Below are 22,444 nucleotides of genomic sequence, written 5' to 3'. Positions count from 1 at the left end.
TACTGGCTGTTACAAGAATGTTTCTTGTTAATTCTCTGTTTAATTTTCAAAGACCACATCGCCTCAGCGACTTTTATATCTTATCAAATTTGTTGTTCTTTGTCAAGAACTTTTTTCAAATTTGTTTTTGAAAGTTTTTGTTACTTTCGTGTCCTTCAAACCGTTGTCTTAAGGACGAGATTTATTCTATCACATTTCTTACTGTCTTCTTCTTGTAAAAATGTAATTTTCATAAATTAAATTTGTTATTCTACATTTTTTTATAATTTTTAGCTTTTTTCGTGTATTGATACACCAGGACAGGTTAATACCTAATATTTGTTTTATTGCTTATCAAACCATAAACAAAGATCCTATTAACCTTAAAATTTAAAAGTTAATAGGATTTTCATTACATATATTTATAGACTATTTACCATATTTTTAAATTCATTTCCTCTTATTTCAAAGTTGGGATACATATCAAAGCTAGCACAAGCTGGTGATAAAGTTATTATATCTCCTTTTTCTGATATATCATCAGCTACTTTTACAGCTTCCTCCATACTATTTACCATAACTATTTCTATCTTACACTTTTTATCTAAAATTACTTTTTCAAAAGCTGATTTTATTTTGCTTTTAGTATCTCCCATTAATATCAAAGTTTTAATTTTATCATATCCTTCCTCTGCTAGAGGTTCAAAAGGTATTTTTTTATCATATCCACCAGCTATTAATATTACAGGCTTTTCAAAAGCATTCAACCCTGCTAAAGTTCTACTAGGACTTGATGCTATTGAATCATTATAATATTTAACACCATTAACTTCTCTTATAAATTCACATCTATGTTCTACACCTGAAAAATTTGTAGCTACATATTTCATACTATCTATTGATACATACTTATTTACCATACAAAAGGCAGCTAGTAAGTTAGCTATATTGTGCCTACCTTTAAGTTTTATATCTTTAGAATCACAAACTTCTTTTCCTAGTATAGTAAGCTTATTATTTGATAAACAAGCTCCATCATATACTTTTTCTACAAGACTAAACTTTAAAATATTTCCTAAAGCTTCTTTCTCCATTCTATTAGTTAATTCATCATCTTTGTTCAATACTAGTAAATCATTATTTTCTTGATATTTAAATATATTTTTTTTAGCCTCTACATACTCCTCAAAATCTTTATGCACATCTAAATGATTAGGACTTAAATTAGTTATTAAAGAAATCTCTGGTGATACATCCATTGTCATAAGCTGAAAACTTGATAGTTCTAATACAACCATATGATCTTCCTTCATTTCTTCAATATTGGCAAATAAAGGTGTCCCTATATTTCCTCCTACCCAAGTTTTATAGCCTTCTTTTTTTAACATTTCATAAACTAATGTTGTAGTGGTTGTTTTACCATCACTTCCTGTTACACCAAAAATCTTAGCTGGACAATATTTTATAAATTCTTCCATCTCTGATGTGATATAAGCTCCAGCTTCTTTTGCCTTAACAAATTCTGATCTATCTATTCTCATAGATGGAGTTTTAAAAATAACATCATATCCATCTAATTTATCTAAATAATTTTCACCTAATACTAAATCTACACCCATCTCTTCTAATTCAGCACTTATACTGCCTAATTTTTCTCTATATTTTTTGTCAAAAGCAGTTACTTTTGCTCCTAACTTAACTAAAAATTTTATTAAAGGTCTATTGCTTACCCCTATACCTACCACTGCTACTTTTTTATATTTAATAAAATCCTTAAACTCAGAAAAATTGCTTTTCATTTATAAACCTCCAAACAAAGTATTAATCCACCTAATATTATATCACTTTAATTTATTTATAAAACATTTTAAATACTTTTATATTGTAATTATTATAAATAAAAAACATATTATTTTATAGAAAGAATTTTATTAGGAGTTATTATGTCATTGCTAATATCTATTTTAACAATACCATTAATATATATTTCAATATCAGAAATAAAAGACAAAGAAAAATTTTATAAATTCAAACTTATACTTTTATGGTTTTTATGTCACATTTATATAACTATAAATAAATTTTTTATCCTTCCTATTGGAATTTTTATCTCTTTTTATATAGTAATGAGGACAAAAAAAAATTTAAAGTCTAAATTTATATCTTTTCTTATAGGTATATTTAGTTTTTTATTAAGTATGTTATGCTATCAAATAAAATCATAGAGATTATTTTTAATATTCGACAGTAAATTTTTCCATATAAATTTTTTAATATTTTTTATCATATTATGTTGAAAAACATCGTTATACCTGTTATAATATTCTACGTGCCGTAAGAATCTAATATAATTCCCCAAGTTTTATTTAAACATATAACATATCCCCATGATTAAACCCTATTTCATTCTATCAGGTGATTCGGATTCACCTGATTTTTTTGCTTGTATATGAAAACGTTTATATATTATTTATTAAAAGTATAAAAAAATTTATATATATTTTTAATGAATAATTATAATTAAATTAAAGCTATGAATTATATAATATTATTCTATAATTCATAGCTTTTTAATTTAAATAGAAAATTTATATATTATTAAATTTTATAAAATTATATTATTACTAAGATTTATTTTAAAATTGTAATTTATCTTCTATAAATTTTTCTAGTTCATTTATATTAACTCTTATTTGATCCATAGTATCCCTGTCTCTTATGGTAACTGTATTATCTTCTAATGTATCAAAATCTACTGTTATGCAGTAAGGAGTTCCTATTTCATCTTCTCTTCTATATCTTTTTCCTATACTACCTGCTTCATCGTAATCTATATTAAACTTTTTACTTAACATACTATAAACTTCTTGTGATTCATCAGAAAGTTTTTTACTAAGTGGTAATACCGCAGCCTTAAATGGAGCTAAAGCTGGATGTAAATGCAATACATTTCTTACATCTCCACCTTCTAGTTCTTCTTCATCATAGGCGTCTACTAAAAATGCTAAAACAACCCTATCTGCTCCTAAAGATGGTTCTATGCAATATGGCACATATCTTTCTTTAGTTGTTGGATCTAAATAGTTTAGATCTTCTCCTGAATGTTCCATATGTTTTTTCAAGTCAAAATCTGTTCTGTCTGCAACGCCCCATAGCTCGCCCCAACCAAATGGGAATAAAAATTCTATATCTGATGTAGCATTACTATAGTGAGATAGTTCTTCTTGACTATGATCTCTAAATCTTATACTTTCTTTATTTATACCTAAATTTATTAAGAAATTCCAACAATAATCTTTCCAATAATTAAACCATTCTAAATCTGTTCCTGGTTTACAGAAAAACTCCAACTCCATTTGTTCAAATTCTCTAGTTCTAAAAGTAAAATTTCCTGGAGTTATTTCATTTCTAAAAGATTTTCCTATTTGTGCAATACCAAATGGCACTTTTTTTCTAGAGGTTCTTTGAACATTTTTAAAATTGACAAATATACCTTGAGCTGTTTCTGGTCTTAAATATATTTCTGACTTAGCATCTTCTGTAACTCCTTGGAATGTTTTAAACATTAAATTAAATTTTCTTATATCCGTAAAGCTTTTAGCTTTACATTTTGGACATTCTATACCATTATCATCTATATATTGTTTTAATTTTTCATTTGACCAACCATCTGCACTAGCTTTTTCAACACCTTGTTCTGTCATATGCTCTTCTACTAATTTATCAGCTCTAAATCTTGCTTTACATTCTTTACAGTCCATTAAAGGATCAGAAAATCCGCCTACATGTCCAGATGCTACCCAAACTTGGCTATTCATTAAAATAGCCGCATCTATTCCAACATTATATGGACTTTCTTGAACAAATTTTTTCCACCAAGCTTTCTTCACATTATTTTTTAACTCTACTCCTAGCGGACCATAATCCCATGAATTTGCTAATCCCCCATATATATCAGATCCTGGGAATACAAATCCCCTGTTTTTACTTAAAGCAACCACTTTATCCATAGTTTTTTTTAAAGCCATAAAAAGTACCTCCCTAATATTTTTTTTATAAAATTTTTAATATAAAAAAGGCTATAGCAACAAAGGGACGACTTAATCGCGGTTCCACCCTTTTTGGCTATAGCCCTACTTTCTAATTAAATACTCAAAAGCTCCCTTCATAATAAACATTGACTGTTTTCACCTACCACAGACTCTCTTCATAATATTTATTATTACTCTTCTTTATCATCGTATATTATTTACTTTTAATTTATTTTTATTATTATTTATAATGATTTACTATTTATCTATAAAATATTCATTTTTAAATGTAATCAATGTATTTATAAATTTTAAATTTATTGATTATTAGGTTGTGGTTTCATAGTTGGGAACAATATAACATCTCTTATAGAATGTGTATCTGTTAAGAACATTATTAATCTATCAATACCTATTCCTAATCCTCCTGTTGGTGGCATGCCCACTTCTAATGAAGTTATAAAATCATCATCCATCATATAAGCTTCATCATCACCTAATTCTCTTTCCTTTAATTGTTGCATGAATCTTTCTTTTTGAACTATAGAATCATTTAATTCAGAATATGCGTTACATACTTCTCTTCCAAATACAAATCCTTCAAATCTTTCAGTAAATGCTTCATTTCCTCTTTTCTTCTTTGTAAGAGGTGAGTTTTCTACTGGATAATCACAAATAAAAGTAGGTTGCATTAACTTATCTTCGCAGAATTCTTCAAATAATCCTATAAGTACATCACCTTTTGTACAATCCTTTAATTCTTTTTTAAACTCTACATGTTTTTCTTTTGCAATTGTTCTTGCCTCGATGTCATCTTTTATACTGTTAAAATCTACTCCTGCATATTCCTTTACAGCATCTACCATAGTTAATCTTCTCCATGGTGGTGTAAAATCTATTTCTGTTCCTTCATATTGAACTTTAGTTGTACCTAGAACTTTTTCACATATATACGCTACCATATTTTCTGTTATTTCCATCATATCATTATAATCTGCATAAGCTTCATATAATTCTATAGCTGTAAATTCTGGATTATGTCTTATATCTATTCCTTCATTTCTAAAGTTTTTACCAATTTCATATACTTTTTCAAAACCACCTACTATTAATCTTTTTAAATATAATTCAGTAGCTATTCTAAGATACATATCAATATCTAGAGCATTATGATGAGTAATAAATGGTTTAGCTGCCGCTCCTCCTGCTATTGGTGATAATATTGGTGTTTCTACTTCTAAAAATCCTCTATTATCCAAGAATTCTCTCATTGCTTTAATTATAGCTGTTCTTTTTATAAAAGTATCTCTAACATCTTGGTTTATTATTAAATCTACATATCTTTGTCTATATCTTAAATCTGGATCTTTTAATCCGTGCCATTTTTCTGGTAGTGGTCTTAAAGATTTACAAACTAACTGAAAATCTGTTATGTGTATTGATGTTTCTCCTGTTTTTGTTTTAAAAACTGTTCCTGTTACACTTATTATATCACCTATATCAAAAGTCTTATATTCTTTAAGTTTTTCTTCTCCTACATCATTTATCTTTATGTATAATTGAATTTTTCCATATCTATCATGTATATCTGAAAATCCAGCTTTTCCATGAACCCTTTTTGACATAAGTCTTCCTGCTACTGTAACTGTTTTTCCTTCTAGATCTTCATAGTTTTCCTTTACTTCTTTTGAAGTATGAGTTCTTTCAACCTTATAAACATCGAATGGATCTTTGCCATTAGCTTGAAGTTCCTTTAACTTTTGAAATCTTTCCTTCATTAATTCATTTGCCTGTTCTTCAAAACTGTTCATCACATTATCTTCCTTTGACACTATAAATTCCCTCCAATACTATGCTCTATTAACTTCTAATATTTCATATTTACTAACACCATCTGGAACTGTTACTTCTATTATATCTCCAACTTTTTTACCTATTAATCCATTCCCTACTGGTGATTCATTAGATATTTTATTATTCATAGGGTCAGCTTCAGCAGAGCCTACGATTATATATTCAACCTCTTCATCAAATTCATAATCTTTAACCTTTACTATAGAACCTACACTTACTACATCTTTAGGAACTTCATTTTCATCAACTATACTAGCATTTTTTAGCATGTTTTCTAATTGTATTATTCTTCCTTCTGCAAAAGCTTGTTCATTTTTAGCTTCATCATATTCTGAATTTTCGCTTAAATCGCCAAATGAAAGGGCTACCTTTATTTTTTCTGTTATTTCTTTTCTTTTTACCGTTTTTAGATATTCTAATTCTTCTTCTAATTTCTTTACCCCTTCATAAGTCATAACATATTTTTTTGCTTCGCTCATGCTATTCTCCCCTTTATTTTGTTACTATTTATATATTATGATACATTCTTAACATTATAACATAAAAGAAACATTTAAGTAATTATAAAACAGGTACTTTATCCTGTCAACATTTCAGTATTCCTTACTTTTATCTAGTTATTTTTACTATATCTTCATTAAACATTATTTTATCTAATACAATACCATTATATCTTATTGCTTCTTCCACATTCTTTTTATCCATTTGACAAAGTATTGCACCTAATAACTCTGGATTAAAATTTAAATTAGTTTTCCATGGAACTTTATAGGTTATATTATTTATATTACAATTGCCTTTATTTTTATAAATTTTACTATTATTAATATACCATACTGGTATTTCTTTTATAATTTCTAAATCTTTACTTGTTATTATAAAATCTGCTTTACTGAAAGAAGTTTTTATATCTTTAGTTATAATAGGCGTTATTCCATAATTAGCTATTATATAATCATTTAGTTTTGCTAATTTATTTAAATCCTCAGAAACTAATATTATATACTTTGCTTCTTTAGAAATATAATTTATAATATTAAAAACATATTCTTCTTTTGCATCAAATACTACTATGCAACTATTTCTTATGGATTTGCCTTTTAACCTTAATATAGTTTTTATACTTTCACATACGGATAAAGCAAATAATTCCTTTTGAAAACTATTTAACAAATAATAATCTAAGAATCTAAAGGTATTTGGTGCTAATACAAAATCTTTATGTCTTGAATATTTTATACTTCGTTTTATATTTTTATGATAAGCTTTTTCATTAAAATTTGGAGATATTTTCACTTTGGATATTACTAAGTTTAGTTCCTCTATGAAATAATTTCCTCTAAAGTGTGTTAAGAACTCATCTTTTATTTTAAATATAAAATTATTTTTATTATAGTCTTTTATTATATTAGAGTTTATATCTATTATAGGTATCATTATTTCACCATAAAAATTGATTACAATATATTTTTATGTAAATATTTATTTAAAATTCCCTTAATGTTCCCCTATATTTAATTAATTCTTCTAACACTTTATGAGAATCTTTTTCCATATTTACTTTATCCTTTATATCAGTACAATTTTTAAGACCTTTTACATATACTGCTACGTGTTTTCTCATCTCTCTTACTGCCTTATGTTCTTCAAAATATTCTAATGCTCTTTTATAATGATTGATACATATGTCTATTCTTTCTTGTGAAGTAGGATAATATACATGTTCTCCCTTAATTTTTTCATTTATTTGTTTAAATATCCACGGATTACCTTGAGCACCCCTGCCTACCATTACACCATCACAGTTCGTTTTATTTATCATTTCTATAGCATCTTCTGCCGAAAATACATCTCCATTACCTATTACAGGTATGCTTACAGCATTCTTTACTTTTGATATTATTGTCCAATCTGCCTTTCCTTCATACATTTGCTCTCTTGTTCTACCATGAATAGTTATAGCATCAGCTCCAGATTGTTCCATTATTTTGGCAAACTCTACTGCATTAATATTATTTTTATCAAAACCTTTTCTAAATTTAACTGTAATAGGTTTTTTAGCTACTTTTTTCATAGCTTTTATTATTTGCGATGCTAATTTAGGGTCTTTCATAAGGGCTGAACCATCACCATTTTTAACTATTTTAGGGGCTGGACATCCCATATTTACATCCAATATGCATACATCATTATTGTCATTGAAAATTTCTACTGCATTTGCCATTATATCTGGCTCGTGGCCAAATAATTGTAAGGCTACCGGTTTTTCTTTATTTGATATTACGCATAATTCCGTTGTATTATTACTTCCATAATATAATGCTTTAGCACTTACCATTTCAGTGTAAACCAAACCACATCCTAATTCTTTACATATTTCTCTAAAAGCTATATCTGTAAAGCCTGCCATAGGTGCTAAAAATACATTATTATGAAATATAAGATTTCCTATATTCATATAATCACCTTATTTATTTTTTTCATATATTACTCTTAATCCTTCTAATGTTAAAATAGCATTTATTTCATCAATACTTTTTGCTTCTTCACTAATCAGTTTAGCAAATCCTCCTGTAGCAACTACAAAAGGTTCCTCTTCCCCTAAAGCCATCATTTCCTTTTTCATTTTTGACACTATATAATCTACTTGCCCAGCATAACCATAAATTATTCCAGCTTGTATACTAGCTACAGTATTTTTACATATAACCCCAGGAGTTTTTACAAGTTCTACCCTTGGTAATTTAGCTGCTTTATCAAATAAAGCATCTGAAGAAATTTTTATTCCTGGACATATAGTTCCTCCTAAATAATTAGCTTCTTTTGTTACAGAACAAAATGTAGTAGCTGTTCCAAAATCAATAATTATTAATGGTTTTTCATAAATTTCATGCGCTGCTACTGCATTAACAATTCTATCTGCTCCAACTTCCTTTGGATTATCATATTTTATGTTTATACCTGTTTTTACTCCAGGACCTACTATTATAGGTTTTATATTAAAATATTTTGATATCATATGTTCTAAAGAATACATTATATTAGGAACTACAGAGGATATAATTACCCCTTCTATATCAGAAAAACTTAAATTATTATGTGAAAATAATTCTATTACTTGTATTCCATATTCATCTGCTGTTCTTTTATTATCTGTAGCCAATCTCCAGTTTGCTATTAATTCTTTATTTTTATATATACCTAAAACTATATTAGTATTTCCTACATCTAAAACTAAAATCATATAAAGCACCACCTTAATAAGCAAAATAGGGTCTTAAATACAATGAAAGAGCAGCCTTGCCGCTGCCCTTTATGCTTGATTTAATGTCAATTTAATAATTTTATTTTATCAGTTCCAATTATTTTGTCAAGTTAATACTTCTGTTATATTAATGTTAGAATAGTCCAACTATATTGCCATCTGATAATACATCCATATTGTTAGCTGCAGGTTTCTTAGGTAAACCTGGCATAGTCATAACATTTCCTGTTAACACAACTATAAATCCAGCCCCATTGGATATTCTAACTTCTTTAACATTAATTCTAAATCCACAAGGTCTCCCTAATAGTTTAGCATCATCTGATAAAGAATACTGAGTTTTTGCCATACATACAGGCTTTTTATCTAAATCTAATTTTTCTATTTCTGTTATTTGCTTTTCTGCCTCTTTAGAATAATCTACCCCTTCTGCTCCATATATTTCCTGGGCAATTGTTTCTATTTTTTCTTTTATATTAAGAGTTTCCTCATATATAGGATTAAATTTACTCTCTTTCTTTTCTATAGTATCTAAAACTTTATCAGCTAATTCTAAGCCACCATTTCCTCCTTTTTCCCATACCTCTGCTATGGATACTTCTGCACCTAGTTCTTTACAATATTTTTTTATGAACTCTATTTCCTCTTCTGTATCTGATATAAATTTATTTATAGCAACTACTGCTGGTACGCCAAACTTATTAACATTCTCTATATGTTTTCCTAGATTTTCTATTCCCATAGATAATGCTTCTATATTTTGTTCCTTTAGATTTTCCTTAGGAATTCCACCATTATATTTTAAAGCTCTTACTGTAGCTACTATAACTACACAATTTGGTTTTAAATTAGCTTTTCTACACTTAATATCAAAAAACTTTTCTGCTCCCAAATCCGCTCCAAAGCCTGCTTCTGTTATTACATAATCTCCTAATTTCAAGGCCATTTTTGTTCCTAATATGCTATTACATCCATGAGCTATATTAGCGAAAGGTCCACCATGTATAATAGCAGGAGTGTTTTCTAAAGTTTGAACTAAATTAGGTTTTATAGCATCTTTCATTAATAATGCCATAGCTCCTTGAACCTCTAAATCCTTACAGTATATAGGATTACCCTCCGTACTATAAGCTACTAATATTTCTCCCATTTTATTTTTAAGATCCATAAGATTTTCTGCTAAACATAATATAGCCATAATCTCTGAAGCTACGGTTATCATAAATCCATCTTCTCTTGGAAATCCATTTATTTTTCCACCTAAGGCTACAATTACATTTCTTAAAGCTCTATCGTTCATATCCATAACTCTTTTAAAAAGAATTCTTCTTTGGTCAATCTTCAAAATATTCCCTTGATGAATATGATTATCTATAGCAGCTGCTAGTAAATTATTGGCTGAAGTAATAGCATGCATATCCCCTGTAAAATGAAGGTTTATATCTTCCATAGGTACAACCTGAGAGTATCCACCTCCAGCTGCACCTCCTTTTATACCAAATACAGGTCCTAAAGAAGGTTCTCTTAATGCTATAACTGCTTTTTTATTTTTCTTCCATAAAGCTTGCCCTAATCCCACTGTAACTGTAGATTTTCCTTCTCCTGCTGGAGTAGGATTTATAGCTGTAACTAAGATTAGTTTACCATCTTTTTTATCTTTATTACGCTTTAAAACATCTAAAGAAATTTTACATTTATATTTTCCATATAAATCTATATCTTCTTCTGTTAACCCTATCTTTTCAGCTATATTTTTTATATTTTCCATTTTAGATTCTTGTGCTATTTCTATATCGGATTTAACCATTTATATATTCCCCCTTACTTATAATGTGTACCCTATTAATTATTCCTGTGTAATTGAATAATTATTTATTCACTGTTTAATAATTTTTTTAACTTTACTATATCACCCATTTCATAGAAATTATTTTTATTATTAATTATATCATCTTATATTTATTTTGATATATAAAAAAGAGCAGATGATAAAACATCTACCCTTTTATTCTAACTATTTTTGAATATTTCTTCAAATTCATTTGCCTCTAATTTTTCTTTTTTAAGCAATTCTTGGGCTACAGCATGTAATTTAGATATATTTTCATTTAAAAGTCTTTCTGCTTCATTATATCCAGTATCTATTAATTTTTTTATTTCTTGATCTATCTTATAGGCTACATCTTCGCTGAAGTTTCTTCCCTTTCCAAGATCTCTTCCTAAGAAAACTTCATCATGCCCTGATCCAAAAGCTATTGGGCCTAATGTATTACTCATACCATAATCCATGACCATTTTTCTAGCTATTGTTGTAGCTCTATCTATATCATTTTTAGCTCCTGTACTTATGTCTCCTATAATTAACTTTTCTGCTACTCTTCCGCCTAATAAACCTACAATTTCATCTTCTAATTTAGATTTGGACATATATGAGCTATCCTTTTCTGGTAAATGCATAGTATATCCACCTGCCATACCTCTTGGAACTATACTTATTTGATGAACTGGGTCTGCATGGGGAAGAAGTTTCATAACAACAGCATGACCGGCTTCATGGTAAGCAGTTAATTTTCTATCTTCTTCATCTATTACTCTGCTCTTCTTTTCTGGTCCAGCTATTACTCTTGTAACTGCTTCTTCTAGATCTTCCATATCTATTAATTCTTTTCTCTTTCTTACTGCTAAAAGTGCAGATTCATTCATTAAATTTTCTAAGTCTGCCCCTGTAAATCCTGGTGTCCTTTTGGCCAGTATTTCTAACTTTATTTCTTCTGCTAAATGTTTATTTTTTGAGTGAACCTTTAATATAGCCTCTCTACCTTTTACATCTGGTGCTCCAACAACTATTTGTCTATCAAATCTTCCTGGTCTTAATAAGGCTGGATCTAATATATCTGGTCTATTTGTTGCTGCAATCATTATTATACCTTCATTAGCACCAAAACCATCCATTTCAACTAATAATTGATTCAAAGTTTGTTCTCTTTCATCATGACCACCGCCTAAACCAGCGCCTCTTTGTCTTCCTACAGCATCAATTTCATCTATAAAAACTATGCAAGGTGAATTCTTCTTAGCTTGCTCAAATAAGTCTCTAACTCTAGATGCTCCAACACCTACAAACATTTCAACAAAGTCTGAACCTGATATACTAAAAAAAGGTACTCCTGCTTCTCCTGCAATAGCCTTAGCTAAAAGAGTTTTACCTGTTCCTGGAGGTCCTACTAATAATACTCCTTTAGGTATTCTAGCTCCCATATCTATATATCTTTTAGGAGACTTAAGAAAATCTACTATTTCTGCTAACTCTTCCTTTTCCTCATCAGCTCCTGCAACATCATCAAAAGTTACTTTTTTCTTATCTGGTGTGGCCATTTTGGCTTTACTCTTTCCAAAGTTCATAACATTTCTATTTCCGCCACCACCCTGTGCTTGTTGCATAAACATAAACCAAAATCCTAAAAGCATTAAAACTATTAGTATCATAGGTAAATATTGTACCCATATAGGTACTGATGCTGGTTTAACATAAACTTCTTTCACTTCTCCATTTTTAGGATGCTCATTTATAAATTGAAACAATCTTTCTGAAGGAACTACTGTTTCATATTGTGTGCCATTTTTTAATGTTCCAACTACTGTCATTTTATCATCTTTAACTTGAAAACTTTTAATGTCGTTTTGTATCCAACTTTTTTGGAATTCACTAAAATTAATAGCTGTAGAGTTAGTTCCAGTTCTAACAAGCATTAAAGATGAGAATATAACTAATATAAGAACAACAATCCAGGCCGTTGCACTTGAAAATTTTTTCATATTTGGCCACCCTCACTTTCTAGTTTTATACTGTAAAATTGTATCATAACAAAAATTTGTTTACAATAAATTGAATATTAATTATTTATAAACTTCCTCTTTTAATATTCCAATATAAGGTAGATTTCTATATTTTTCTGCAAAATCTAATCCATATCCTACAAGAAAATAATCAGGAACATTAAAACCTAAATAATGAACATCAATTTCTGCTTTTCTTCTTTCTTCCTTATTAAGCAAACAAGCTATGTTTATACTAGCAGGTTTTCTAGCACGTAAATTTTCTAATAAATATTTTAATGTTATACCAGAGTCTATTATATCTTCTACTATAAGAATATCTTTACCTTCTATTTCAAAATCTAAATCCTTTAATATTCTAACTACTCCTGAGGATGTAGTGGAGTTTCCATAGCTAGACACTGCCATAAAATCCATAGTACAAGGTATAGTTATTCTTTTTAGTAAATCTGCCATAAAAGGTACAGACCCCTTTAATATACCTATTAGCATTAAATCTTTACCATCATAATCCTTACTAATTTGCTCTCCTAATTCATTTATTTTGTTTTGTATTTTTTCTTCAGATATAAGTATTTTTTCTATATCCCTACTTATTAGATCCATTTGGTTCCCCTCTTTCAACAGTTATTTCTAATACATTTTTTGTATTCTTATCTACTTTAAAATTATTACTTGTTCTGTAGGCTATAATCCAAGCTATTTCATCCCCAAAACATAGAAGTTCTAGCCTATCTCTTTCTTCCCTTGGAATTTTTAGGTCTATAAAGAAATCTTTTAATTTCTTGCTACCTTTCATTCCTAATGGAGTAAATTTATCTCCATGTTTTCTATTTCTTAAATAAATTTTTTCATTACTTATTTTATCATAATCAAAATATTGTACATATTTATTATCATTTATATTGTGATTATGATCTTTTATAGAATATATTTTTAAATTAATATTTAAATCTTCTATTTTATTACGTCCTATTTTAAGTTCACAATGAATATCATTTATCTCATTTATATCATTGCATTCTTTATATAAATGTATATCTCCATAAATGTTTTCGGCTCTTATATTGTTAGGTAAGTTTATAAATTTACCCGTTGTATTTAAACTTAATTCTAAGATATCATATATATTCTTCATTTCAAGATTATATAAGTTTTTATTTATATAAAGTATAGCCTCTCTTAATATTCGAGTTGAAATACTTTCATGCTCTAAAAAAGCTCTCTTATCTATTATTACCCTTTGTGTTTTTTTAGTACAGTATATTTGAAATTTATCTTTCGATACTTCCTCTAAATAGCTATTGTCTTTAGAAACTATATTAGAAAATCTACATAAAGTATTTACTATATCTTCATTAAAATTATCTTTTATATAAGGTATTAATTCTAATCTAATTTTATTTCTTGTATATATACTTTGTAAATTAGTTTTATCTATCCTAGGATTTAGTTTATATTTTTCACAATAATATTCTATGTTTTCTCTTAATACATTTATTAAAGGCCTTATATATACACCATCTCTTATCGGATTTATACCTATTAATCCCTGTAATCCTGTTCCCCTCATTATTCTCATAAGCACAGTTTCTGCTTGGTCATTTGCATTATGAGCTGTTGCTATTTTTTGAGCTCCCAGCTCTTTTCTTAAATAATTAAAAAAATCATACCTTGCTTCTCTTCCTGCGCTTTCACTAGATATTCCCTTTTCTTTAGCCATTTTGTTCATATCTATTGTTTTAGAAAAAAAGCCTAAATTATTCATATAACAAAAATTCTCTACATATTTTTCATCAGCATCTGATTCTGCTCCCCTAACACCATGATTTATATGAGCCACATATATATCCTTTATTCTTAGTTCATCTTTTAATAAACATAACATATGTAAAAGACACATAGAATCTGGTCCACCAGATACACCTACTATTATTTTGTCATTGTCTTCAATCATATTATATTTCTTTATAGTATTTATAACCACATCTTTCATAAAAACACACCTTATACCTTTATATTAAAACATTATACCATAAAAATACTCTAATCATTATACTTTTAGCGGGGTTTTATATAAAAAAAAGAGAATATTTAAACAAATTAAGTATTTACTACCTAACTTTATATTCTCTTTCTATATTTTAATATAAACTATACACTTTTTGTACTATTGCGGTCATATCATCCTTTACCTTACCTTTACTTAATTTTTTAGCATTTTCTATTAACTCTTCACTTATTTCTTTAGGATTATTTAATGTGGTGTTTTTTAAAAATTCTACTACCCATTCTACCTTACCTGCAGAGCTACTTTCATAATCTAGAACCCCATCACTTACCATTACTATTATATCTCCATTTTTTAAATCCCTTGTTTCAATATCAATATCTACTTTGTCCAAAACCCCTATTGGCAATGTTTTAGACTTAATAGTATATACATCTGTTCCTCGTTTTATAAAACTAGCTACTGCCCCTACTTTCATAAAATCTACTTTTCCTTCATATAAATCTATATTTGATAAATCTACTGTTGAAAACTTTTCATCCTGAGAAAATTTTATGCTCATTATAGAATTTATTGTATTTATAGCTATAAGTTTACTAAATCCTGATTGAGCAAACCTTTCAATAAGTTCAACTACTGCACTGCTTTCTTGAACTGCTTGAGGTCCGGATCCCATGCCATCACTTATTATAGTCATATAACTACCACTTTTTAATTTTCCAAAAGAATAACTATCCCCATTACATTGTTCCCCATCTTTTGCTGTCTTATTAACATAAGAAGCTACATGATATTTAGGTGTTTCCTCAAAAATTATATTACAGTCATTATTTTTTAAATCTAAGTTACAGCTTTCATTAGCCACGCACATTAATTTACCTGTAACCTTATTTATTAGGGGCAATATTTCTTTTACACATTTCTGCTTTCCTGTACAAGCATCTATTTTTAAATTTATTATAAGTCTCCCATTTTCATTATTATAACAAAATATATCTTTATATTTTATATTATTCTTATTCAACATTCTTCTAATATCTTTTTCTGTTAAATTACTAAATCTAATACTTTGTCCAAATTCTTTTGTAATCTCCTCAACAGAATAAGCCATTGTATTTATTTGATTCGCTAACACTTCCCTACATTCACTAAGTCTTTTTTTCCACATTTCGTTTATTATATAATTATTTACTATATCTTCTGTATTATTAATAAGTTGAGTTCTCTTTACACATTTTCTTTCTATTTCATAAGGAAGTTCTTTCCTATTCTCTTGATAATTTTGTATTAACTCCCCTAGGGCATTATAAGTATAATATCCTTCTCTCTTCCAGCATATATGATTCATGTTACAGTTGCTACAAACTCTATCTGCTAAATTTTCTATTAATGCACCACTTTTATTTTTCATAGCTAATTTTTCATTATCTACTAATTTTTCCAACACATTTCCCATATTATATAATACATCGGAAAAATTGCCCAATTTATCCGTAAGAATACCTTTGATCTTGTCCATATAGTTTTCTTGCAAATTTTCTTGTTTCTTTTGATAATCTAATTCATACTCCATTTTCATATATAATTTATTAGGTATTATATAAAATAGAGTTAAAGATATTAACACTTCTATTATCTTAAAATCATAGTTAATATTAGAATAAAATTTTAATATTAAAAAACTAACCAAATAAGATATGCCAGTCATCAACTTACCTGTTTCTTTGAAAACTCCAGATATAAGCCCACATAATCCATATATAGAAATATAAATCATCATGTTGTTAGAACTTAATCCTACTATAGCCCCCATAGCCACACCAATAGCTGAAGCACTAGTACTTCCCTTTACATATCCTATAATTAATATCATAGTAATAGATATTAAATTCATTAAATTTATTCCTGCTATATTAGCTCCCCAAGTTCCTGAAACCACAAGAGATAATGTAATAGCCATACTTACTATTTCTTCATTGGAATATAAATGACTAGTATTTATATTCTTAAAACATAAAATTGAATAATTAATAATATAGTATATTGGGAAAATACAACCTATTTCAAAAGTAGCTCCCAACATAGCCATAGTTGTTGAAATTTTAGTAACAAAAATTTTATATGCGAATATCTCTAAGTATATGATCATATATATAATTATGGTATTTTTTTTATCCTCTACATTTTTAAATATATAAGATGAAAGTGTTATGGTTGCTACTTCTAATATATTTAAAGATATATACCCTATATTATTTTTTAAAGATATATATCCTATAACAGAACCAACAGCTGATATAAATAAATATTTGTTATATTCTTTTTGTCTAGATATAGATAATAAAAAAGCTATCCCAAAAGGAGCCATGTTATTAATAAAAATTACTCTACTTACTAAAAAAGAGCTCATAAAGAAAATTATCATATTTACAATAGACTTGAAATTAATAGATTTTTTATACTTTTGCTTTTCTATTTTTTTTAATCTTTGGTATGGTAAAAGTTCTGCGCCATATTGCATAATAATTAATCACCCCCATTAAGTTACTTCTCAATTATATCAAGGGCTTCTGGAAATAATTGTCATAAGTTGAAGTCGCATCTAATTTTTTTTAGGACATTTCTTTCTAATATTTTTTATAATTATTTTTTTTAGACATTTATAGGAAAAATAATACAGTAAACAAAATAATTTAATATTTAATAAGAAATATAAATAGAAAAAATTCATATTTTTATGCTTATAGTATTAATATGTATTTAATAAAAAGTTTAGTGTATTTTTTATAGGAAATATAACACATTATAAAAAAAGAGAGATTCTATCTAAATAGAATCTCTCTTTTTATGTGGTAGCGGAAATAGGACTTGAACCTACGACACTTCGGGTATGAACCGAATGCTCTAGCCAGCTGAGCTATTCCGCCAAAAAATAATTGGTTGCGGAGGCAGGACTCGAACCTACGACCTTCGGGTTATGAGCCCGACGAGCTGCCAACTGCTCCACTCCGCGACATTAGTACTAAATACAAAAATCAAAGCTAATTTATTTTGCCAAAAAATAATTGGTTGCGGGGACAGGACTTGAACCTGCGACCTTCGGGTTATGAGCCCGACGAGCTACCAACTGCTCCACCCCGCGATATTTGGTGCTGAAGACCGGAATCGAACCGGTACGGGCTGTTAGGCCCGCAGGATTTTAAGTCCTGTGCGTCTGCCAGTTCCGCCACTCCAGCACATTGTGTGTTATATAATATTTTAAGTAAATGGTAGCGGAAATAGGACTTGAACCTACGACACTTCGGGTATGAACCGAATGCTCTAGCCAGCTGAGCTATTCCGCCACAATGGTTGCGGGGGCAGGACTTGAACCTACGACCTTCGGGTTATGAGCCCGACGAGCTACCAACTGCTCCACCCCGCGATATTGGTGCTGAAGACCGGAATCGAACCGGTACGGGCTGTTAGGCCCGCAGGATTTTAAGTCCTGTGCGTCTGCCAGTTCCGCCACTCCAGCACGTTATTTTATTTTGTGTTTTTGTCTCATCGCTGACGACATAAATAATTATATCCCACAAACTATACTATGTCAACACTTTATTTTATTTTTTTTAAAATAAATAAAAAGGCCCTTAAGGCCTTTTGTTTTAATAGCTTTTCTTACTTCCTCTACCTCTAGAATCTTGATGCTTTTTCAAATCTTGGAATCTTTCTTCACTGTCTTTTAAGAATTTAGATAATCTATCTTCAAAATTTACTTCATTCTTTTTAGACTTTTCTCTTGACCAATCAATTTCCGCTGGCTTACAAGATTTTTTCTGTTGCATAGCTTGCTTAATAGATAAACTTATTTTTCCTTTATCATCTATTGAAATAACTTTAACCTTTACTTTATCCTGTTCTTTTAAATATTCTCTAATGTCTTTTACATAACTATCTGATACTTCAGATATGTGCACTAAACCTGTTTTACCTTCAATTTCAACAAAGGCTCCAAAATTTGTAATGTTAACTACTGTACCTTCAAGTATACTACCTGCATTCAAAGTCATATTAATAAGACTCCTCCTTAATAAATAATGTATATATAATTTAAATTTAAAAACAATTTTATTGTGTGTTGTTTATTACAGGAGTCTCCCCTTTCTTTATAAGTCTTAATCTTTCTCTAGCTAACTTTTCTATGTAATCTTTTGATTTAGATAATTTGACTTCATCCTGTAATTTTTGATTTTTTTCTTTAACTTCTTTTAACTCAATTTTCTTTTCACTTATTTGGTCCTTGATTTTATGCATAGTTATTTGCTGATTTATAAAAATAACTGCAATATAAACTATAGCTAAGAAAAGTATTAACTTCTTTACATTAATTTTTTTCATAATATAACTTCCCTTTATAAAATATAAACCTTATAGTTATATTTTATTATATTTAAAATTTTCTTCAAGTTATTTTTGAAAATTATATTAAAAATTAATGCATTTTATTAGATTTTATTTTATATATGAGTATTTTAAAGGGATACACTATTATATTAATTGCTATCCTAAAAAATTTATTTATATTTTCAACCATACAAATAAATATAGGATTTAAATATTTGCTTATAAAAAATATATATATGTATAAACCTATAGCAATCCATAGGTATACATATATCCCTATAAAGGCACAATTATTATATAACAAAAATATGAATATTGCTATAGCAGCTAAACACCAAAATAATATATCTTCAATAATTTTTATAATAGGGCTTAAATTTTTATCCATCCTTATACTTCTATAAATGTCAAAAAAAACACCCGTTATTAAACCAGATAAAAAACTAAAAATTAATAATCCCAATTGTTTACTTATAGATATAACCATACTATACAAATCTCCTACTTAAATAGTTTTGAAAATATATTGCTCCTGTTAGCTTTAGATTGATCATTAAGATAAGCACAAGAATTTATAGTACCTACTATTACAACATCTCCATTTTGTACATCTAATTTATTCATTTTTAAATTTGATCCTTTTATATCCAAATCTCCTAGGGTTGTCTTTAACATAATTTCTTCTTCATTAAAGCTTATAACTTCATTAATGCCGCTTAAAATTAACTTTTTTCTGCTCTCTAAATTTAAATTACTTATTTTATCATCATTCTTAAACTCTTTCTTTTCCATAAATATCCCCCTCTACTTATAAATAATATATGCTCATTCATTATTGTATATTACAATAAAATAAAAGGTTCTAAAAAATCATATTTTGAAAACTTTTAGAACCTTTTATTTTGAAACTTATATAATTTTATACATATTTTCAGCATCTTCTTTTTTTACATGCTCTAAAACAGATATTATTTCATACTTCATAGTTTTATTAGCATATTGTATTTCTAAGAGATCTCCCTCTTTAACTTCAGTACCAGGTTTAGCTATCTTAGAATTAACAAGAACCCTTTCGTTTTCACAAGCCTCTTTAGCTACAGTTCTTCTTTTTATTATTCTTGAAACTTTAAGAAATTTATCTAAACGCAAATCCTTTCCCCCTTAACTTTATATAAATAAACAAAAAACCCAGATTAAAACCTAGGTTTTTTATATTTATTATTTATTTTTTGTTTACTTTTTCTTTTAGTTCTTTTCCTGCTTTGAAAACAGGTGCTATTGATGCAGGTATAGTTATTTCTTCTTTAGTTCTTGGATTTCTACCTACTCTTTCAGCTCTTTCCCTAGTTTCAAAAGTACCAAAGCCAACTAATTGAACTTTTTCGCCACCTTCTAATGCTTCTTCAACACTTTCTATAAATGATTTTAAAGCTGCTTCTGCGTCCTTTTTAGTTAATTTTGATTTTTCTGCCATGCTTGTAATTAATTCTGATTTATTCACTTTTGTTACCTCCTTAAAATTAAGTAGTTTACTACTTAAAGTTTTATACATTATTCGCATATTAGCTTATTCTTCACTTATTATAAAAATCCTTCTTTAAATATGGTTTTTATTTAAATAAGTGAGTTTATTTATTTTTCGCTTCCTTCCATAATTCATCCATTTCTTCTAAAGACATATTATCTAAATTTCTGCCCATAGAGATTGCTTCATCTTCTATGTATTGAAAGCGATTTATAAATTTATCTATACTATAATTTAAAGCATTTTCAGGGTCAATGTCAAGAAATCTTGCTACATTTACCACTGAAAATAATAAATCACCTATTTCTTCTAATATTTTTACCTTATTTTTGCTTTTATATACATCTTCTATCTCTTTATATTCCTCTGTAATTTTTTTCATGGCATCTTCTATATTATCCCAATCAAATCCCACTTTTGCTGCTTTCTTTTGAACCTTATCTGCTCTCATTAAAGCTGGTAGTGTTTTAGCAATGTGTCTTATACTATCTGTGTAAGTTTTATTTCCCTGTTCCATACTTTTTATCTTATCCCAATTTTCCAAAACTTCATTTGAATTATTTATCTCTAAGTCACTAAAAACATGAGGATGTCTATTAATCATTTTATCACATATAGACTGTATTACATCTTTTATTTCAAAAAAGCCATCTTCTTTTCCAATTTGAGAATGAAAAACTACTTGTAGGAGCACATCTCCTAATTCTTCGATTAACATATCCACATCTTTATTATCTATAGCCTCTATAACTTCATAACTTTCTTCTATTAAGTATTTTTTTAATGAAGTATGAGTTTGTTCCTTATCCCAAGGACATCCATCCTCTCCTCTTAGCTTATCCATTATATCTAATAAATCCATAAAATCATAGTTATTATTTGAAACCTTTGGTATATATACTGATGTTAAATGATCTATGTTATGTTGTCTATCTAATTCATATAAAGGTATCTTTCTTATCTCCTCAAGTCCCTCTATTCCCGCTGCTCTTACAAAAAATATTTCTGTATCATCTTTATAATAGTTCATAAGATTTAATTTAACCTCTGAAGCTATAAATTTATCATATACTTGTGTAATTATAGTACCTATTCTCTTATCCATTACTTGATTTTTTATATCAAAAGCGTCTATTATTTTTAATCCTTCCACTGGATCTAAAAGTAAACTTTCCATTAAGGCGTCTACAAAACTTACTGCTGGTAATATTTTAAATTTTATATTGTTTTGCCTGCAAAGCTTTATAAGTATATCCACAGACTTTTCTGCAACTAATGGATGCCCCGGTACTGCATATATTATATCTGAATAATTTTTACTAGCTTCTATTAGTGATTTTGCTATAGAGTTATATACATCATCAAAACTTTCTCCTACTTCATATTCTCCATCAAAAGTTTCGTAAGTTATTCCTAATTTATTTATATATTCTACTGTAGGATGTTTTTCTGTCCTTAAAAAAACTTTATCAACAGTTTTTAAACTATCTATAGTTCCTAAAGTAATTGATTCTTTGGATCCTGGACCTAATCCTATAATGTTTATCATGTAATAA

General features: G+C 28.0%; 19 protein-coding genes, 7 tRNA genes and 1 other annotated feature. All 26 genes read right to left on the bottom strand.

What is annotated here, in order from left to right; translation table 11 throughout:
• Positions 1–401 precede the first annotated feature (401 nt).
• The 26 genes from murD to yabN all read right to left on the bottom strand — a co-directional run bounded on the left by murD (position 402) and on the right by yabN (position 22,437).
• Entirely contained in the window at positions 402–1,778 is a 1,377-nt protein-coding gene (gene murD, locus ACYUDJ_RS19625; protein WP_043032615.1) for a UDP-N-acetylmuramoyl-L-alanine--D-glutamate ligase, read from the bottom strand.
• Positions 1,779–2,615: 837 nt separating this feature from the next.
• Entirely contained in the window at positions 2,616–4,007 is a 1,392-nt protein-coding gene (locus tag ACYUDJ_RS19620) for a glycine--tRNA ligase (protein WP_003488259.1), read from the bottom strand.
• 60 nt (positions 4,008–4,067) lie between these two features.
• Positions 4,068–4,227 (bottom strand) — a binding site (T-box leader).
• Positions 4,228–4,327: 100 nt separating this feature from the next.
• Complete coding sequence (lysS, locus tag ACYUDJ_RS19615) at positions 4,328–5,821, bottom strand: lysine--tRNA ligase (RefSeq protein WP_205604054.1); 1,494 nt, start codon at positions 5,819–5,821, stop codon at positions 4,328–4,330.
• Between the two features lie 39 nt (positions 5,822–5,860).
• A complete protein-coding gene (gene greA, locus ACYUDJ_RS19610; protein ID WP_003488254.1) occupies positions 5,861–6,343 on the bottom strand; it encodes a transcription elongation factor GreA in 483 nt (160 codons plus the stop codon).
• Between the two features lie 130 nt (positions 6,344–6,473).
• Positions 6,474–7,301 carry a hypothetical protein gene (locus ACYUDJ_RS19605; protein ID WP_003488252.1) on the bottom strand — a complete coding sequence of 276 codons (828 nt, stop codon included), beginning with the start codon at positions 7,299–7,301 and terminating at the stop codon, positions 6,474–6,476.
• A 49-nt stretch (positions 7,302–7,350) separates the two neighbouring features.
• Positions 7,351–8,322 (bottom strand): tRNA dihydrouridine synthase DusB, encoded by a 972-nt coding sequence (dusB, locus tag ACYUDJ_RS19600; protein ID WP_003488250.1) that lies wholly within the window; start codon positions 8,320–8,322, stop codon positions 7,351–7,353.
• 9 nt (positions 8,323–8,331) lie between these two features.
• On the bottom strand, positions 8,332–9,108 hold the full coding sequence (locus ACYUDJ_RS19595) for a type III pantothenate kinase (RefSeq protein ID WP_003488247.1): 777 nt from the start codon (positions 9,106–9,108) through the stop codon (positions 8,332–8,334).
• Positions 9,109–9,262: 154 nt separating this feature from the next.
• Positions 9,263–10,936 carry a formate--tetrahydrofolate ligase gene (locus tag ACYUDJ_RS19590; RefSeq protein ID WP_003488245.1) on the bottom strand — a complete coding sequence of 558 codons (1,674 nt, stop codon included), beginning with the start codon at positions 10,934–10,936 and terminating at the stop codon, positions 9,263–9,265.
• A gap of 203 nt (positions 10,937–11,139) precedes the next feature.
• Positions 11,140–12,945 carry an ATP-dependent zinc metalloprotease FtsH gene (gene ftsH / locus ACYUDJ_RS19585; protein ID WP_003488243.1) on the bottom strand — a complete coding sequence of 602 codons (1,806 nt, stop codon included), beginning with the start codon at positions 12,943–12,945 and terminating at the stop codon, positions 11,140–11,142.
• An 81-nt stretch (positions 12,946–13,026) separates the two neighbouring features.
• A complete protein-coding gene (hpt, locus tag ACYUDJ_RS19580; RefSeq protein WP_003488241.1) occupies positions 13,027–13,572 on the bottom strand; it encodes a hypoxanthine phosphoribosyltransferase in 546 nt (181 codons plus the stop codon).
• Entirely contained in the window at positions 13,556–14,962 is a 1,407-nt protein-coding gene (gene tilS, locus ACYUDJ_RS19575) for a tRNA lysidine(34) synthetase TilS (RefSeq protein ID WP_043032616.1), read from the bottom strand. The genes hpt and tilS overlap by 17 nt, the downstream gene beginning before the upstream one ends.
• Before the next feature lie 148 nt (positions 14,963–15,110).
• The gene (spoIIE, locus tag ACYUDJ_RS19570; RefSeq protein WP_003488237.1) at positions 15,111–17,498 is read right to left on the bottom strand and encodes a stage II sporulation protein E; all 2,388 of its coding nucleotides are present in this window, start codon (positions 17,496–17,498) and stop codon (positions 15,111–15,113) included.
• A gap of 329 nt (positions 17,499–17,827) precedes the next feature.
• Positions 17,828–17,904 (bottom strand) — tRNA-Met (locus ACYUDJ_RS19565).
• Positions 17,905–17,914: 10 nt separating this feature from the next.
• Positions 17,915–17,990: transfer RNA gene (locus ACYUDJ_RS19560), tRNA-Met, on the bottom strand.
• A gap of 53 nt (positions 17,991–18,043) precedes the next feature.
• Positions 18,044–18,119: transfer RNA gene (locus ACYUDJ_RS19555), tRNA-Met, on the bottom strand.
• A gap of 5 nt (positions 18,120–18,124) precedes the next feature.
• A tRNA-Leu gene (locus ACYUDJ_RS19550) sits at positions 18,125–18,213 on the bottom strand.
• Positions 18,214–18,244: 31 nt separating this feature from the next.
• Positions 18,245–18,321 (bottom strand) — tRNA-Met (locus ACYUDJ_RS19545).
• Between the two features lie 4 nt (positions 18,322–18,325).
• Positions 18,326–18,401, bottom strand: a tRNA-Met gene (locus ACYUDJ_RS19540).
• A 4-nt stretch (positions 18,402–18,405) separates the two neighbouring features.
• Positions 18,406–18,494: transfer RNA gene (locus ACYUDJ_RS19535), tRNA-Leu, on the bottom strand.
• A 130-nt stretch (positions 18,495–18,624) separates the two neighbouring features.
• Entirely contained in the window at positions 18,625–19,029 is a 405-nt protein-coding gene (locus tag ACYUDJ_RS19530) for a S1 domain-containing RNA-binding protein (RefSeq protein ID WP_003361716.1), read from the bottom strand.
• A gap of 58 nt (positions 19,030–19,087) precedes the next feature.
• The gene (locus ACYUDJ_RS19525) at positions 19,088–19,357 is read right to left on the bottom strand and encodes an FtsB family cell division protein (RefSeq protein ID WP_003488235.1); all 270 of its coding nucleotides are present in this window, start codon (positions 19,355–19,357) and stop codon (positions 19,088–19,090) included.
• 94 nt (positions 19,358–19,451) lie between these two features.
• Positions 19,452–19,850 carry a spore cortex biosynthesis protein YabQ gene (gene yabQ, locus ACYUDJ_RS19520; RefSeq protein ID WP_003488233.1) on the bottom strand — a complete coding sequence of 133 codons (399 nt, stop codon included), beginning with the start codon at positions 19,848–19,850 and terminating at the stop codon, positions 19,452–19,454.
• 14 nt (positions 19,851–19,864) lie between these two features.
• A complete protein-coding gene (yabP, locus tag ACYUDJ_RS19515; protein ID WP_003488231.1) occupies positions 19,865–20,155 on the bottom strand; it encodes a sporulation protein YabP in 291 nt (96 codons plus the stop codon).
• A gap of 117 nt (positions 20,156–20,272) precedes the next feature.
• On the bottom strand, positions 20,273–20,512 hold the full coding sequence (locus tag ACYUDJ_RS19510; RefSeq protein WP_003361721.1) for an RNA-binding S4 domain-containing protein: 240 nt from the start codon (positions 20,510–20,512) through the stop codon (positions 20,273–20,275).
• A 73-nt stretch (positions 20,513–20,585) separates the two neighbouring features.
• Positions 20,586–20,864, bottom strand: a complete 279-nt coding sequence (locus ACYUDJ_RS19505) for an HU family DNA-binding protein (protein WP_042386062.1) — start codon at positions 20,862–20,864, stop codon at positions 20,586–20,588.
• A gap of 127 nt (positions 20,865–20,991) precedes the next feature.
• Positions 20,992–22,437, bottom strand: coding sequence for a bifunctional methyltransferase/pyrophosphohydrolase YabN (gene yabN / locus ACYUDJ_RS19500; protein ID WP_003488228.1), 1,446 nt, complete (start codon positions 22,435–22,437; stop codon positions 20,992–20,994).
• Positions 22,438–22,444 lie beyond the last annotated feature (7 nt).

It is taken from the genome of Clostridium sp. CTA-6, assembly GCF_054768115.1.
This window is presented reverse-complemented; position numbering and strand designations above follow the sequence as displayed.